The sequence below is a fragment of the Schleiferilactobacillus harbinensis genome, from assembly GCF_008694105.1.
In the GTDB taxonomy this organism is placed as follows: Bacteria; Bacillota; Bacilli; order Lactobacillales; family Lactobacillaceae; genus Schleiferilactobacillus; species Schleiferilactobacillus harbinensis.
The window spans coordinates 2,687,435-2,703,020 of sequence record NZ_CP041364.1 but is presented as its reverse complement, the minus strand read 5'-3'; the positions used below and the strand labels follow the sequence as shown (position 1 = coordinate 2,703,020).

The window sequence follows — 15,586 nt, the reverse complement described above, 5'->3', positions numbered from 1 at the left end:
ATTGTAGCGATTTTTACCGGTCTTGTCAGCGGCCTTTACGGGCATCGCTGATCATTTCCGCCAATTCATCCCGATCGATCAGCCGGACGCCCACACCGGCCGCCAGCTCCTTGGCACTGTTGGTATAGTACGCGTTAGAAATGACCACCGGGTGCGTCAGGTGATAAAACGCGCAGCCGGTGAAAACTTGCTGCACCGCGCTGTTGTCCACGGAATGGTTATACCGTTTGCACTGAATGCCGAAGCTCTCGCCATCGGCCTCGGCGATGATGTCCACCCCCTGATCCCGGCTGGCCGGGGTCACTTTGACTTTTGTGAAACCCAGATGCACCAGCAGCTGGGCCGTGTATTCCTCGAAAGCAATGCCGTCCATCCGGTCGATCCGGGCCATACCGGTCCGTAAATGAAGCAGGAAGCGAATGAGGACAATGAGCCACCCAACGACCAGCACGGCCACCCCAGTCCAGAAATACGGGGCATACTGCTGGGCGGTAAAAAGCGGCAGCGTGGGCTGAATCAGAAAGCGATACCCGGCTAGCCCGGCCGCCAGAATAATACTGAGAATGATGCCAAGACGCCGCATGGCGTTTCTCCTCCTTTGTGTCTTACGCTCCATTGTACGGGGCGTTCGCATCCCGACGCAATCGGCCGCGGGGCCGAACTTGCCCTTGTCAGGCTGGAAGAGAATGGGCACAATAATCAATGTAGAGAAAGGATGGAGAAATTTGGTACAGAAACGACCAGTATTGACCCGGGGCTTGATCTTCGTAATGGCTCTGACCTGCGGCGTTGTCGTCGCCAATAATTATTACTTGCAGCCGATTGAAACGGCCATTGCCCAAAGCTTCCGCGTCAGCAACGGCGCGGTCGGCGTAGCCGCGATGCTGACCCAATTCGGCTACGCTGTGGGCCTGCTGCTTTTGGTGCCCTTGGGGGATATCGTCAATCGGCGCAAGCTGATCATCCGCATGTGTCTCTTGTCCGGGATCACCTTGCTGGGCGCTTATTTTGCCCCGACTTTGGCGCTATTCTCATTGGCGTCCTTTTTGATTGGGCTGGTCTCCATCGTGCCCCAGATCATCATCCCCTACGGTGCCGTGCTAGCCGGTCCGGCCAAGCGCGGTCGGGTGATGGGCACATTACTGGGCGGTTTACTGGTCGGGATTCTGCTCTCCCGGACGATTTCCGGAATCGTGGCCAGCATTTGGCCGTGGCGGACAATTTATCTGATTGCCGTCGTGGTCATCTTGGCCTTAGCCGGCGTGTTGGCCCTGACCCTGCCAGATCCCGGCCGACCGCCCCATCATGCACTGAACTACTGGCAAACTCTGGCCACGATCCCCGGGTTGATCCGACAGCACCGGGTCTTGCAAGAGGCAGCCGTGAACGGCTTCTTCATGTTTGGCACATTTTCTATTTTCTGGTCCACTCTGATCTTTTATATTGCCAGCCCAGTCTATCGCTGGGGCACCCGGGAAGCGGGTTTACTGGCTATCTTTGGCCTCTTTGGCGCCCTGGCCGCGCCGCTCATCGGTCGGCTGGCGGACCGCTTTTCTGACCGGCACCTGGTCCTGATCGGTTTGCTGCTGGAAACCCTGGCCTTTCTGCTGCTGATGGCCGGCGGTCAATTCGTCGTCCTGCTGGTCTTGAGTATTATCCTGCTGGATGTCGGCAATCAGTTCGGTCAAGTCTCGAACCAGACCCGGGTGCAGAATCTCGGCGAACACATCAGCAACCGCACCAACACAGTCTTCATGTTTAGTTACTTTTTGGGCGGCTCCTTGGGCAGTCTGCTGGGCACTACCATGTGGCAGCAGGCCGGTTGGCTGGGCGTCACCGCGGCCGGACTGGTCTTTCAGCTGCTGGCCTACATTGCCCATTTACTGATTTTTCGGCCGAAAAAAGCGCTGTGACCGAAGTCCCAGCGCTGGTGTATTACAATTTTATTCTGCCGTCTTGGTGGGCCGCCAAGTCCGGCCATCTTGCAAAATTTGCCGAGATGATAAATGCCGGGCCATGTAAGCCAATACTGTCTGGACGTGGGCAACATTGAACTCCCACTGGTCACCATCCACCGTGGTTACTTGGAACCCACGGGTCAAGCGGCCGCCGAAGAAGGTCTCGATCCAGACGTATTGGATCTGGGCCCAGGGCAGCCAGGTGAAGTTCTTGGCCTGGACTGCCCGGGTGATAAACTCAAGCCCGGCATTGCCCAACGCCAACATACCAGCGCGATAAGTGCCGGTCATATTCGTCCGGGCCCGGGTCGTCAGTTCGATTTCTTGATTTAGCGGTTGATCCATAGGGACCGCTCCTTTCCCACCGAAGGTTTTGTTTGGCCCCCGGGTGTCGCAACAGTGTGCGCTCTTACTTAATGCCCTATTGTACTCAGTATCGTGCATTAATGCACTGCAGACGCTCGCACTATTGTCCTTATCTATTCGACCATACCACAGTGCCGTTAAGACGCCAAATAATATGACTAGTTCTTAGGGGATTGTTTCTTTTTACGCCGGAAGGCCCGGGTGATTACTTGCCAGAAGCTCAGGGACTTCACGATATGGTCGGGATTGACGTGTTCGCGAATCGCCCGCAAGACCCGTTTGGGGTCCTTCGAAGCAAAGGAATAGGTGCCGGCCTTTTTGGTTTCTACGGCATAACGGGGAATCCATTTGCCGCCGAAGACCACGGAGACGATTACGAAGTTCACTTCGTCCCAGGGAATTTGGATGTAGTGCTTGAGGTTCTTTTCGTTATAGAACTCAAACCCCTTGTCCCCGATCATAATCTTGCCATATTCGGGCAGACCGAGATAAGACGTGGCATCCGTCACCAGCTCGACTTTCGTGTTTAATGATTCGACCATATCTGTGCCCACTTTCTCCATTCACTGCTTACATTATTAATTGTATCACGTCTGGAAATACAAAAGGCCCGGGCCGAAAGCACCCGAGCCAATGAATATTAACCTGAAATAATTACATCCAACCAATTACGTGCATGACAACACCAACGACGAAGAGGCCGAGGATGATGACGATGGGTGACACTTTCTTCTTCAGCAACCACATGCAGAGGAAGGTCAGACCCAATGCGGCCAAGCCAGGAATCAGCATGTCCAAGTTGTCTTGCAACGTGGTGACCTTAGTCGCTGTCAACGCACGGCCTTCGCCTTGCAGCTGCAGGGCTTTTTGAATCCCCTTAGCGCCAGCCGGTAATGTGTTCCAGTCAATGTAGGCACCCTTCTGTTGCGGGACAGAGGAAACAACCGGGGTGAACTTAACAGCTACCCACCGGTTGACCAGCGATCCCAGGATAAACATCCCGAGGATAGTGGCCCCCTTTGTAACTTCTTGCAGTAAACCGCCGGATAAGTCATCAGTAATCTTGGACCCGACTTTATAGCCGAATTCTTGGGTGTACCAAGTGAAGGCCATCCGGATAATGTTCCAAGCAAAGAAGTAGATCAACGGGCCCATAATATTCCCGCTCATCGCCAAAGATGCGGCTAAGGCCCCAATGATTGGCTTAATAGTGAACCAGAATACCGGATCCCCGATACCAGCCAACGGGCCCATCATCCCGACTTTTACACCTTGAATGGCAACATCGTCAACCGGTGCCCCATTGGCCCGGTCTTCTTCCAGCGCCAAAGTCACCCCAATGATCGGGGAGGCCAGATACGGGTGAGTGTTGAAGAATTCCAAGTGCCGCTTCAACGCAGCGGCCCGGTCTTCCTTGGTCTTGTACAGCTTCTTCAAGGCCGGAATCATCGAATAAGCAAAACCGCCGTTCTGCATCCGTTCGTAGTTCCATGACCCTTGAATGAACGTGGACCGCCACCAAACATGGAGCCGATCGCCTTTAGTTAATGTAATACGCTGCTTATCATCTGCCATTGTTTAGCCCCCCTTTCTCAATAATCGTCTATGATCTTGCCGACTGGATCACCTGTATTATTATTGCTGGAGCCGCTGCCATTAGAGCTGCCGCCCATCTTGGACAACGCCAGGTAGATCAGCGCCAGGGAAATGCCGATGGCGCCCAAGCCGATCAAGGTAATTTCCTTCACTGTGGCTAAAACAAAGCCGATGGCGAAGAACGGCCAAACTTCTCGGGTCGCCATCATGTTGATGATCATGGCATACCCAACGGCCACGACCATGCCGCCGCCGATGCCTAAACCATCAGTCAGCCATTGCGGCATCAAGGCCAGCAAGTCCCGCACCCGGGTAGTACCAACAGCCAGAATCAACCCGGCTGGAATCGCGATCCGCAGCCCTTGCATGATGATCGCGACGACTTGCCAAATATCGATCATCCGGAAATTACCATCGTCAGCTGCCCGGTCCATCAAGTGGACAATACCAGTTGCCAAGGTCCGTACAACAGTTGTCAGCAGCAAGCCGGCAACTGCCAGAGGAATCGCAATGGCAATGGCGGACTTAACGCCTGCTTGTCCTTGGCCACCAAGAACCAGAATAATGGCGGATGCAACAGAAGCCAAGGCGGCATCAGGCGCCACAGCGGCGCCAATGTTTGCCCAACCCAACGCGATCATTTCCAATTGACCGCCTAACATCACACACGGGATCAAGTTCCCCGTGACTAAGCCGATCAGCGTGCAGGCAATAATGGGCTGATGAAAGTGGAATTCATCCAAGATACCTTCCATCCCCGCTAGGAATGACACACCGATGACTAATATGATTTGAATAATGTTTAAATTCATCAGTATTAGCCTCTCTTTCTCTACAACGTAAAATGAATTATTTCTGCTGGTCCAGCATGGATTGGGCTTTCTTCAGAATGTTATCCATATTGTCTGCACCATCTGAAGGTACCTTCCGGACGTCGAACTTGACGCCCAACTGCTTCAGCTTGCCGAACGTATCAATATCTTCTTGATTGAAGGCCAACACCTTGTTGGGTTGTACCTTGCCGACGGAGTGAGCCATGGAACCGATATTCAGTTCCGTTAAAGGCACGCCGCCTTCAATGGCCTTCAATGCGTCCTCTGGATTTTCGAACAGCAGCAAGGCTTTTTGCCCGCCAAAGTGCTGATCATCTTTGGCCAGCTTGATCATTTGGGCAATCGGGACAACGTGGGCATGCACGCCGACCGGTGCGGCTTCCATGATCAATTTCTTCCGTAACTCATCGTGCGCAACAGCATCGGAAACAACGATGATGCGGTTTGCACCCGACGTCTTGGTCCAAGTCGTGGCGACCTGGCCGTGCAGCAGCCGGGAATCGATCCGGGCCAAAACATACTGCATACTGCCCGGGGCCCCAACTTTACCGTTGGTACTGGTCGGTGCTGCATCAGCGGCTGCCGGTGCGGCCGCCCCGGTACTCTTGGGTTCCAAATCTTCCGGTTTGATCTTCACGCCATCACGGCCCGCTTCAACAATGTGGGCTGCAATTTCGTGCGCTGAATTCATTGTCAGGCGGGAACCGTATGCTTCAATCAGCATCGGCAGATTCAACCCGGTGACAATTGCCCACTTATCCTTGTGGGCCTCATACAAGCCGTTGGACTGATTAAACGGAGAGCCGCCCCACAAGTCAATCAGGAAGAGCACATCATCATCCGGATCGAACTTGCTAATGGCTGCTTCCAAGTGGGCCTTCAAATCTTCAGGCCCTTCGTCGGGCATAAAAGTCACTGCTTCGACTTTCTCCTGCTCACCGAAAATCATTTGCCCGGATTGTTTGATACCCGCGGCAAATTGACCGTGACTTGCAAGAATGATGCCAACCATGTACTTCGCCTCCTACTAAACTCCTGTGTGGTACTGTTTCTAGAACCAGTACCAAAGTGGCATAACAGAATGGGGAATGATGGCGGAAAAAGCACTCATGACGTGCCTTGACCGTTCTTCAATCCCATCTGTTAATATCATAGCATCTTGCCTCGGCTACCTGTTAGCAAAAGCACTTGCAAAATAATAGCGGTACCGCAAGCACTCTCAAACTGGTCTAGACAAGTACACCGTTTTCTATTCTACCGGCTTCCACGGCACTTGTAAAGGCTTTTTTCACGAATTTTAACGATTACTGAAGTGTAAAATCACGATAAGGACGCTGACACACGCTAGAGCGCCCAGCGTCGCCAGCATTGCCTGCCAGGAGGTCCCCAGCAGCAAAAAGACGACGCCCAAGCCGGCACACCACCACAGCAGCCGGTAGCCGGCCGGTTTGACCCGATGAATCACGCCAACTTCGCGGCCTAAGATAATGACCACCACCAAGCCGAGCAAAAAAATTCCAATAATCGCTGCTGCCGTGCGCACGACCGCACCCCCTTATTCTGCTTTATTCCTATTATAGTACGCCGACACTTTCCTTTGCATCGTCGGCAGGGCCAACTCTTGCTGGGTCAGCGGCAGCCAGCGGGCATTGGCCGGGAGCGGCGGGACGTCTGCTAGAGTCAGTTGTACCACGGTGATCGTCCACCGTTGATGCGTGAATACGTGCACAACCCCGTTTTCGCCAACTGGTTGGACCCGCAGGACCAGTGCTGGATCCAGGATAATCCCATGCTCGTCGGCGAGTTGTTGGATCAATGCCGGAGCCGAGGCGCCCTGTTGATCCCCAGTCAGCAACGGCCAGGTCCAAAGATCAGCGAGCAAGCCCCGCGGCGGCCGCTGCTGCCACACGATTTGGCCGTCCGGCGCCAACAGTGCCAGCGCAGTGTAGGCTTTGGCCACCGGCTTTTTCTTCGGTGCTTTGACCGGATACTGATCGGTCACACCCTGCTGGTAAGCCGCGTCGAAGGCGGCCACTGGCGAGTGCGCACTGTCCGGATCCTTAGCCCGCATATAACTGGAACCCAGGTCCATCACCGCTTGATTGAAATCCCCTGGCCGATCCGCTGGAATCAGGGGGGTAATGGCGTCGTTGAACACTTTTTTAGCCGCACTGCTGCGGATATCCGTGTCGATCAGCAGCAGCCGTGAAAAGACCCGGTAGGCATTACCATCGATTGCCGGCACCGGCTGGCTAAAGGCAATGGATGCCACGGCCCCAGCCACATAGTCGCCGATCCCGGGTAGTTGCTTGAGCCCCGCTGCATCTTGGGGCCATTGTCCCCCGCGTTCGTTGGTAATCACGCGGGCGGTTTTCAACAAATTCCGAGCCCGGGAATAATATCCCAGCCCGGCCCACTCCTTGAGCACGGCATCCTCATCGGCCGCTGCCAGCTCAGCAATAGTCGGCCAGTGCGCCAGCCATTTTTCATAATAGGGAATGACCGTGCTCACCCCAGTCTGCTGCAGCATCACTTCCGAGAGCCAGACATGATACGGGTCGTGGTCCCGCCGCCAAGGCAAATCCCGCCCGTGAGCGTCGTACCATGTTAATAATGCCCTTTGAAACCGATCAATCGTAGCGTCATCCCAATGAATCATTCCGAGTTGCCCCTTTCGCTTTCTCTGCCTAACCATGTTACCATGAGAATAGAAAATACCCCGGTATTTTAATCTTCGCAGGTTGCATTCCCTGTTTAGAATGATTATAATCTAGGAGTAGTTACAGAAAGGGGAGTTTCTGATGTCACATAAGACGAAATTGTTTACCACCATTGCCATTGGTGTCCTCGCCCTCGTTCTTCAATTTGTCTTCCACTTAAACATTGCCGCGCAAGTCATCGTGACCCTGATGGGTTCCGTGATCTCGCTGACCATGCTGATTGAAATGATTAAAACCCTGCGCGCCGGTAAATACGGTGTCGATATTCTAGCCATCACGGCGATCGTCGCCACCCTGGCCATCAGCGAGTATTGGGCCAGCTTGATGATCTTGGTCATGCTCACCGGCGGCGACGCGCTGGAGGATTATGCCCAGCACAAGGCCGGTTCCGAATTAAAGAGCCTGCTGGATAATACCCCGTCCACCGCGCACCGCTTCGACGGCGACAAGCTGACTGATATCACCATTGAAGACGTCCACATTGATGACCACCTGCTGGTCAAGCCTGGTGAAGTGGTCCCGGTTGATGGGATCATCTTGAACGGCGAATCCACTTTGGATGAGTCTTCCTTGACCGGTGAATCCCGGCCGATCGACCGGCGCGCCGGTGACGACGTGATGTCCGGGGCCGTCAACGGCGACTCTGCGCTGACTATCCAGGCCACCAAGGCTGCCGCCGATAGTCAGTATCAGAAGATCGTTGCCCTGGTTAAGGAATCCGAAGCCCGGCCCGCCCACTTTGTCCGGTTGGCTGATCGCTACGCCGTTCCCTTTACCTTAGTCGCTTACTTAATTGCCGGGCTGGCTTGGGCCATCAGCGGTGATCCCCACCGCTTCGCTGAAGTGCTGGTCGTTGCCTCGCCTTGTCCACTGATCTTGGCCGCCCCCGTAGCCCTGGTTTCCGGCATGAGCCGGGCCAGCCGGAACGGGATCATCGTGAAGACTGGGACCGTGATTGAGAAATTGGCCAATGCCAAGACGGTCGCCTTTGATAAAACCGGGACGATTACCCGGGGTGTCTTAGCCGTTGACCAAGTCACACCGGCAGCGGACATTTCCGCCGCGCACCTGCTGCGGGCCGCCGCCAGTGCTGAACAGCAATCCAACCACATTCTGGCCCGTTCCCTTGTGAAGAGTGCCCGGCGGGATAAGCTCCTGCCTACGGATCACATCGTAGAAACCACCGGCGCCGGCGTTACCGCCCAAGTCGGCGGCGAAACGATCCGTGTCGGCAAAGCCGACTTCGCCGAGGCACCAGCCAGTGCCCAAGTGGACGGCACCGCGGTTTATATCAGTATCAACGGCACTTATGCCGGGATGATCACCTTCAACGACCAGCTGCGGCCGGAAGCGGCGGCGACCATCGCTGACCTGCACACCCTGGGGGTCAATCACGTGATGATGCTGACTGGGGATAAGAAAGAAACCGCCCAGGCCATCGCCGATGAAGTCGGCATTGATGACCTGCAAGCGGAATGCCTGCCCCAGGATAAGATCGATATGCTGAATGGTTTGCCGGACGATCAACGGCCCAGCGTCATGGTCGGCGACGGTGTTAACGACGCCCCGTCTCTGGCGGTGGCTGATGTCGGTATCGCCATGGGCGCCCACGGCTCCACAGCGGCCAGTGAATCAGCCGACATGGTCATTTTGAAAGACGACCTCGGCCGAGTTACCCGCGCTGTCCGGATCTCCCGGGACACGATGAAGGTCGCTAAACAATCTGTTTTGTTAGGAATCTTCATTTGTACTGCGTTGATGCTGGTTGCCAGTGTCGGCGTGATCCCCGCCCTCTTCGGTGCGATGCTGCAAGAAGTGATCGATACAGTGTCCATTCTCTGGGCACTGCGGGCACGTCACGGCAAGTCTCTGGCACCAAGCGATGCCAACCATCAGTCGCATCACCGGGCGTTGAGTAAAGCTGGTAATGCGCTGGGCGAATAGTTTTAACTAGACACGTCATCCTTGTCTAACACTCACGGGAGCGAGACAAAAGCCTAACCCCTTTCATCAATAAAGAAAATCCAGAACACATGCTGAATACAGCAAATGTTCTGGATTTTTTCATGAAGAATAGCAATGATGTCTCCGTCTCTATTACCATGACTTGATTAAGTGACACTCTATTTTGGAAACCACGACAGCGTGGAAAGACCAAAAGCCTCACTACGAGTAGGCTGATTAGCTTTAATCAACCGCATGTATAGTTTAAGACCTTTCGGCGATATTTTTCGTGATACAGCGAGTTTATTCAATTGTAAGCCTAAATTCATCAGCACTTGGTGCACATTATTACCAGCAGTCAGTGCCGCAATACTTTCATCAATCATGCTTTTCTCGTTAGGTTGGTTGAATTGCATCTGTTTGAGTAGGTCAATTAATTCTTTACGCTCCATACGCAACACCCTCCATTCAAACAATCGTCAAGGCTTAATATACCGATATCCAGCATCCTGCAAAGCAATCAGATCAGCCACGCCGGCCGGTACTGCTACAACGCCCGCTGGCAACTGCTCGGCTTTGACGCCATGACTATTCATCGCGTTATTGCATGCATGGAAACTGACACCCTGCGGTTGCAGTTGGGTAATAGTATCCCGCAAGCGGGTAACGAGATATCCCATGATCGCGTTGCCATTGACCAGCACAACAATATCGTAGGCGGTTTGCTGGGATTGACCATACGTAATTAAATTCTGAATGTTGCCCAACGTATGATCCCACTTTTCTAATTCATCAATATGGAAAACGACCTTATTCGTCATCGTCGTCGTCCTCCTTCGTCGGGACAGCCAGCGTCTGATCCTTCACTGCCGCCGTGAAGGCATCATAGTCGGCATGGACTTGCTTGGCGTATGCCGTAGACCAGTCGATCAACGCATTGACCAATTTCTTCTTCTGGCCGCCATAACCGCGCACGATGGCCCCGGTAGGACTCTGAGCGTGGCCGCGGGCCAGCAGCAGGGCACAGATCCGGGCATAGGTATCGAAGTCATCCTTATCCATCTTGCTGACGTCCAGGGATTCCTTCATGTCCCGGAACTGGCGGACGTAGAAGCTGCGGCCGGTGTCGTCATTGTGGTAGAAGCCGAGAAAAGGATCAGACGCCCGTTGCAGAATCTGCTGGCAGGTGACGATCCGTTCGCCGTTATCCGGGCCATCCTGGCTGAACCGGGTGGTCACGTCGAATCCTTGAAAGCGCCGGGTGGGCAAGGCTTCTTTGATTTGCAGCACCAAATGGCTGCCATCGATCGCCGTGAGCAGAACCAAATAGCAGCGGGTACCGAAACTGCCGACGCCCACACTGTGGCGGACAATATCGCTGACGTGGAATTGGGACAGCAGCACGGCCACATCCGGTTTGATCGTCTGCATGTAGGTCCGCAGATGCGCATCGATTTCTTTGAAGCGTTTATCAGAAACATGCACAGTCCGGGGCGCGTTTTCCTTGAAGACCAGGCGGCCGCGGTCGTCCATCGTCGTGAACTTGCGGACGACCTGCTCAGAATCCCGCTGCGGCGCATTATCCTTGATCTTGCGCCACAATTTAGGCAGCGAGGCCCCTTCCGCTTGGGCGGTCAAGAAGCTTTCGACTTCAGTGGAAAAATAATATCGCTCCAGCGCACTGTGATCGTCGAAACATTCAATGATAATTTGTTGGTAGGTTTGCACGGCGTGGCGCATAATATCAGCCAAATCATCATCATCCAGACTGATCTGTTCACCGGCTAGAATAATACTGACGAGTAGCCGCCGCACATCCCAATCCCAACTGCCGATCGTGGATTCATCGAAGTCGTTGACATCGAACAACAGCTTGCGCTCAGGTGACGCGTAAAAGCCGAAGTTGCCAATATGTGCATCCCCAGCAATCACGACTGGGATATTCGTTGACGTCTGCTGAGCCAGATCATAGGCCATCAGTTCATCGGTGCCGCGGAAGAACGCAAAGGGCGACGCCGCCATGCGGGCGTGCCGCAAGGGTAAAAGCTCCTTGATCAAAGCGCGCTCCACATGCTGAATCCCCTGAACCACGTCGCGGTGGACGGGCTTGAACTCAGCCAGATCACTGAACGGGACCTTATCCCGGACGTTCTTCCCCATATCAGCCAATTCACTGATCGTATTCTTGATGCGAATCTGACTCAGGTCATAACGCAGGCGGGACGCCTTTTTCGGCGCCGCCAAAGGCTTTGGTACTGTTGCCATTCCTGAATCCCCCTTTGTGGACATGTTTACCCTCCATTGTGGCGATCGAGAAACGGCAAGTCAACCGTGGGGCATTACAGCCCTGAATTAGCACTAGTGTACAGGCAATGCATATGATATTATCATTCGAGTAGAACCGCACGGTTGGCTAGCCCCTGCACGGTAACGTCAAAACCGCCATGGAAAAGTGAAGTTCAAAGTCAAAACCGTGGTTCAGGAGGTGGGCGGCAGAGATCAGTTTAATCAAAGAATGATTTTCCTTATTCAAACGATATTGATGCACTGATATCGGCGCTAGAATGTTTCTAACGCACACAAATAGAGCGCCTGAGATTTTCTTCGTCAGGTGATCAAGCAGCGACAGGCAGCTGTTCCTGAGCGAGTGCGATTAGTGCAAGCCACTTATCAAACATCCGCTCGTGGGCCAGCACTGCATCGATTGGCACAGGGACGTGATAGTTCAGCGCCTCGTGCGGCCGCAAGAAGTTGTAACACGCTGAGAACAGTGTTGTGTAGCTGGCTGAGCCTTTGGCTGAGCCGAAGCCGGTCGTTGAGCGGTAGTGGCCCTTATATTCGCGATTCAGACGTTCAATGATCTGTTTCAAGTAGCGAAACTCGGTAGAGACTTCGTCTTTGTTCTTCAGACCGATGACTTGTTTGATGTCGAAGTTGATGCCATGTTTGGCAAAGTAAATTCGGGCTACCTGATAGATGGGGTTCGCATCGACGATGAAGCGCAGCTTCTCGGGGATCACATCAAACTTCTGCAGTACCTGGTTGATCGCGATGGCCGCTGATTCGCTAGTGCGATGCGGTGTGACGTAATCGGCCAGAATCAGCTTGTTCAGGGCATCGTAGAAGTAAAAGATGTAGTTCCACTTGCCCTTCACGCGGATGTAGGTTTCGTCGCCAACCAGTTCCTCAGACAGCTTGTACGGATAGTTCGCCCAGAAAGGACGAACGACGGCGGCCACCGCTTCTTCATAGTTATGAATCGTCTGGTGCGAGATCTTGATACCGTGCACGTCGTACATCAGGGCCGCGGTCTTCCTGGCCGACATGCCGTAATTGATGTGGTAGGTCAAGACCAGACCCAATACTTGCGGTGTGGCGCGGATCCGGCCCAGGTCAACAGTTGTTTGAATTGGCGAGTCGGCGTCGACACTCTTCAGCTCAAAACGAAAATCCCGGTACGTATAGCGGACTTTAAACCGGGTTGGTTCGGCACTGAACGCGGCCAGTTGTTTGGGTGATAACTGAGCTACCTTGCCTTGGCGATACGAGCAATTGTCGTTTGGGCAGACCCAAACATCGAAGTTCACGCGCTTGTTATGCAGGTACAGTGCGTGTGTGCAATACGGACAGCGCAGTGATACGTCCTTCTTGTAGTCGCCGTCGCGTCGTTGAAACTTGAAGTGACAGACCTTGCACTCTAACTGACCGCCTTTGCCGTTGTTGGCGTAAAGGTAGTCGCTCGGTGCGTCGCACCGCGCACACCGAAGTGCTTGAAAATCAATCGGTTTGCGTCGACGCACAGCCTTGATGGGTTTGCCGGTATCCGTCAGGTGTTGGGCTAAAAGCTCTTGATAGTCCAGTTTCTCGGGCTGAATGTCTGCGGCCAGCAGGGGCACTGCTTCGTCTACTTCAAACTGGTTGAACCGTTTGTAGATTGGCTTGTCTGGCTGGGGCATGCGCGAGTTACTGATGAACTGGAACAGCCATAACGCCAACAAAATAATTAAACGGCGTTGGTACTTGATTATCTCAATTAAATACTGTATCAATAGTGTATGCACTCGGATTCCTCTTTTCGGAATTTCTTAGTTGTAGTTGTGTACACCTAGGATACCAGAACAAGAGAAAAATCCGGGTGTTTTTCTTTTGCCTGAAGGCAAGAAAAGCACCCGGAAAGCAGAAAGAAAGGTACGTCTTTTGACAGTACCCCCTGCACCCCGGAGGTGATGCCTATGGAAAAATCTGACTGCGGAGAAGCACATGAGCACGTACGAAGTGTTGTCGCTGTTAATTGCCTTTAGCATGTTAATTGTGGCGATCACGGCCTTCAAGTCAAAAAAATAACCGTCGGTCGACCCCCAACGGTTTGAAGTAACTCTTTGCTTTGAACTCGCGGCTGGCCGCCGATAAGACGGTTCCGCTCGGGGACGCCATCTCACTGGCGTCCTTTTCTGTCTTTAAAGTAACATTTCTGGCCATTTTGGTCAATCAATTGCCATGGTGAAAATCCACTCCACTATAGTATGTTCATCACTTATTTCCCGGGTAATATTTCCGCCGGCAGGACTCTACCGGCTTCTTTCAACCACCCCTGATCCTTCGTCCACGACCGCTTCGGTGTCTTCGACACCCACTGGTTGCCAGCGACAAAGAATCGATACGGCCGGTCATGCCAGCCGCCGCTGCGCACGCCAACCCGGGCGCTGCTGCCGATCTGGCGAGGCTGGCTCTGCCACTCGTCCCCCAGCAGGATCGTCAGCGGTGCATCGACCAGATTATGTAAATTCAACGCCTTATCCCGCACGCCAAACGCCCGAAACAGCTTGCCGGGCCCGTTGGTCAGCTCGCCCACGGGCCGGCCCTCCCGGTTCTTGGTCATCACGTCCAGGCCCCACACCGGTTGAATCCCCCGCAGCAAGACCCCTTGGGGCACCTCAGCGTCCTGCACGGCGATGTCGCACATGAACAAGCCGCGGCGTTCATAGATGTAGATGGTGCCCGGCGGGCCGTAGAGGGCTTCGTTTGCCGCAGAGCGGTGCCCTTGGTACGCATGGGCGGCATTGTCCGCCTGGCCCAAGTAGGCTTCCGTTTCCACGATCCAGCCGCCCACCAGTCCCGCCGGCGACCGATACAGCAGCGGCCGCCCCAGCAGGTCCTGGGCAATCTCTTGGGTCGGTCGGCCCGTGAAGAAATCTTGATACGCCAATTGTCTCTCTCCCTTTTTCCCGTAGATGATACACTTATCTTAGAGGTGACCTAGATGAGTGTCAAAATCAAACGTATTTATGGCGATCTGCTGCCGGATCCCAAGGACGGCTATCGGGTCCTGGTGGATCGGCTTTGGCCCCGCGGTGTTTCGAAAGTGAAGGCCGAACTGGACGAATGGGATAAACAAATTGGGCCTAGTAATGACCTGCGCAAATGGTTCGGCCACGACCCAGAGAAGTACCCAGAATTTAAGCAGCGTTACATCGCTGAGCTCGATGCCAACCCGGCCACGCCGGACTTTCTGCAGCTGATCAAAGAAAAAACGGCGGCGGGACCCGTCGTCCTGCTCTTCGGCGCCAAGGACGAGACCCACAACCAAGCCGTGGTGCTGCAAGACTACTTAGCCCAGCATGGTATTCAATAGACAAATGCAGGCTTCCCGTTCATGCGCGGAAAGCCTGCATTTTAATTATGCGAATCGTAATCGATTAAACATTGCCGATTGCGTTGATCTCTTCCTCGGCTTGTTTGGTGATCTTGATTTCTTTCAGTCCCAGTTCCGCACTCAATGTATCCATCGCGGCGTCCCGGTTCTTGATGATATCCATATTGAAGATAATGTTCTTAATAACCCCATTTTGGTAATCGAAGCTCTCGAACTGAATGAAGGGGTCTTCTTCTTCGCTCCGTACTTCTTTATCAATGGCCTTGGCCAGCGCTTTCGCGTAAACGGCATCTTTCATGTTGGCGGTGTCCTTCTCGGTAATATACCCGCGGGACATCAGGATCTTGCCCAACGCTTTAACGTCGTCTTTGATCTCAATTTTTGGAGCTTGTTCTTTTGCAGTGTCTTTTTTGTCGCTATCTGCCATAATTAATCGCCTCATGGTTTATTATAGCGCGTTTGCCACCCAATGATGAAAGAAAAACCCTCAGCGGACGGCTGAGGGTTGAAAATTTC

The 15,586-nt window shown here is 53.7% G+C and carries 18 protein-coding genes; 4 read left to right on the top strand and 14 right to left on the bottom strand.

The window, feature by feature from the left end; translation table 11 throughout:
• Positions 1-25: 25 nt before the first annotated feature.
• Positions 26-583: a restriction endonuclease gene (locus tag FMM01_RS13310; protein ID WP_051225410.1), complete on the bottom strand. Its 558-nt coding sequence runs from the start codon at positions 581-583 to the stop codon at positions 26-28.
• A gap of 187 nt (positions 584-770) precedes the next feature.
• Here FMM01_RS13310 and FMM01_RS13305 point away from each other — a divergent pair, with 187 nt between their 5' ends.
• Positions 771-1,913 (top strand): MFS transporter, encoded by a 1,143-nt coding sequence (locus tag FMM01_RS13305; RefSeq protein WP_223850079.1) that lies wholly within the window; start codon positions 771-773, stop codon positions 1,911-1,913.
• A 30-nt stretch (positions 1,914-1,943) separates the two neighbouring features.
• On the opposite strand, the gene FMM01_RS13300 is transcribed toward FMM01_RS13305, so the two are convergent.
• The 7 genes from FMM01_RS13300 to mutY form a co-directional block, all read right to left on the bottom strand.
• Positions 1,944-2,303, bottom strand: coding sequence for a DUF956 family protein (locus FMM01_RS13300; protein ID WP_190973375.1), 360 nt, complete (start codon positions 2,301-2,303; stop codon positions 1,944-1,946).
• A gap of 179 nt (positions 2,304-2,482) precedes the next feature.
• On the bottom strand, positions 2,483-2,866 hold the full coding sequence (locus tag FMM01_RS13295) for a DUF956 family protein (RefSeq protein WP_150392838.1): 384 nt from the start codon (positions 2,864-2,866) through the stop codon (positions 2,483-2,485).
• A 112-nt stretch (positions 2,867-2,978) separates the two neighbouring features.
• Positions 2,979-3,899, bottom strand: a complete 921-nt coding sequence (locus FMM01_RS13290) for a PTS system mannose/fructose/sorbose family transporter subunit IID (protein ID WP_027829190.1) — start codon at positions 3,897-3,899, stop codon at positions 2,979-2,981.
• A 17-nt stretch (positions 3,900-3,916) separates the two neighbouring features.
• On the bottom strand, positions 3,917-4,732 hold the full coding sequence (locus tag FMM01_RS13285) for a PTS mannose/fructose/sorbose transporter subunit IIC (protein ID WP_150392837.1): 816 nt from the start codon (positions 4,730-4,732) through the stop codon (positions 3,917-3,919).
• Positions 4,733-4,769: 37 nt separating this feature from the next.
• Positions 4,770-5,765: a mannose/fructose/sorbose PTS transporter subunit IIA gene (locus FMM01_RS13280; protein WP_027829192.1), complete on the bottom strand. Its 996-nt coding sequence runs from the start codon at positions 5,763-5,765 to the stop codon at positions 4,770-4,772.
• A gap of 285 nt (positions 5,766-6,050) precedes the next feature.
• A complete protein-coding gene (locus FMM01_RS13275; RefSeq protein WP_150392836.1) occupies positions 6,051-6,296 on the bottom strand; it encodes a hypothetical protein in 246 nt (81 codons plus the stop codon).
• Positions 6,297-6,308: 12 nt separating this feature from the next.
• Positions 6,309-7,412: an A/G-specific adenine glycosylase gene (gene mutY / locus FMM01_RS13270; RefSeq protein ID WP_150392835.1), complete on the bottom strand. Its 1,104-nt coding sequence runs from the start codon at positions 7,410-7,412 to the stop codon at positions 6,309-6,311.
• Between the two features lie 142 nt (positions 7,413-7,554).
• Here mutY and FMM01_RS13265 point away from each other — a divergent pair, with 142 nt between their 5' ends.
• On the top strand, positions 7,555-9,417 hold the full coding sequence (locus FMM01_RS13265; protein ID WP_146993845.1) for a heavy metal translocating P-type ATPase: 1,863 nt from the start codon (positions 7,555-7,557) through the stop codon (positions 9,415-9,417).
• A 179-nt stretch (positions 9,418-9,596) separates the two neighbouring features.
• Here FMM01_RS13265 and FMM01_RS13260 read toward each other — a convergent pair whose 3' ends face one another.
• From FMM01_RS13260 to FMM01_RS13245, 4 genes are all read right to left on the bottom strand, one after another.
• Positions 9,597-9,869: a hypothetical protein gene (locus FMM01_RS13260; RefSeq protein WP_150392834.1), complete on the bottom strand. Its 273-nt coding sequence runs from the start codon at positions 9,867-9,869 to the stop codon at positions 9,597-9,599.
• Between the two features lie 27 nt (positions 9,870-9,896).
• Positions 9,897-10,238 carry a DsrE family protein gene (locus FMM01_RS13255; RefSeq protein ID WP_150392833.1) on the bottom strand — a complete coding sequence of 114 codons (342 nt, stop codon included), beginning with the start codon at positions 10,236-10,238 and terminating at the stop codon, positions 9,897-9,899.
• Positions 10,228-11,682, bottom strand: coding sequence for a DUF2252 domain-containing protein (locus tag FMM01_RS13250; RefSeq protein WP_150392832.1), 1,455 nt, complete (start codon positions 11,680-11,682; stop codon positions 10,228-10,230). The genes FMM01_RS13255 and FMM01_RS13250 overlap by 11 nt, the downstream gene beginning before the upstream one ends.
• Positions 11,683-12,032: 350 nt before the next feature.
• Positions 12,033-13,478, bottom strand: coding sequence for a DDE-type integrase/transposase/recombinase (locus tag FMM01_RS13245; RefSeq protein ID WP_150392454.1), 1,446 nt, complete (start codon positions 13,476-13,478; stop codon positions 12,033-12,035).
• 199 nt (positions 13,479-13,677) lie between these two features.
• On the opposite strand from FMM01_RS13245, the gene FMM01_RS16835 reads away from it, so the two are divergent.
• Complete coding sequence (locus FMM01_RS16835) at positions 13,678-13,761, top strand: putative holin-like toxin (RefSeq protein ID WP_223850078.1); 84 nt, start codon at positions 13,678-13,680, stop codon at positions 13,759-13,761.
• Between the two features lie 190 nt (positions 13,762-13,951).
• Here FMM01_RS16835 and FMM01_RS13240 read toward each other — a convergent pair whose 3' ends face one another.
• Entirely contained in the window at positions 13,952-14,623 is a 672-nt protein-coding gene (locus FMM01_RS13240; protein WP_150392831.1) for a DNA-3-methyladenine glycosylase, read from the bottom strand.
• Positions 14,624-14,677: 54 nt separating this feature from the next.
• Here FMM01_RS13240 and FMM01_RS13235 point away from each other — a divergent pair, with 54 nt between their 5' ends.
• On the top strand, positions 14,678-15,049 hold the full coding sequence (locus tag FMM01_RS13235; protein WP_027829415.1) for a DUF488 domain-containing protein: 372 nt from the start codon (positions 14,678-14,680) through the stop codon (positions 15,047-15,049).
• A 64-nt stretch (positions 15,050-15,113) separates the two neighbouring features.
• On the opposite strand, the gene FMM01_RS13230 is transcribed toward FMM01_RS13235, so the two are convergent.
• Positions 15,114-15,497, bottom strand: coding sequence for a hypothetical protein (locus FMM01_RS13230; protein WP_150392830.1), 384 nt, complete (start codon positions 15,495-15,497; stop codon positions 15,114-15,116).
• Positions 15,498-15,586 lie beyond the last annotated feature (89 nt).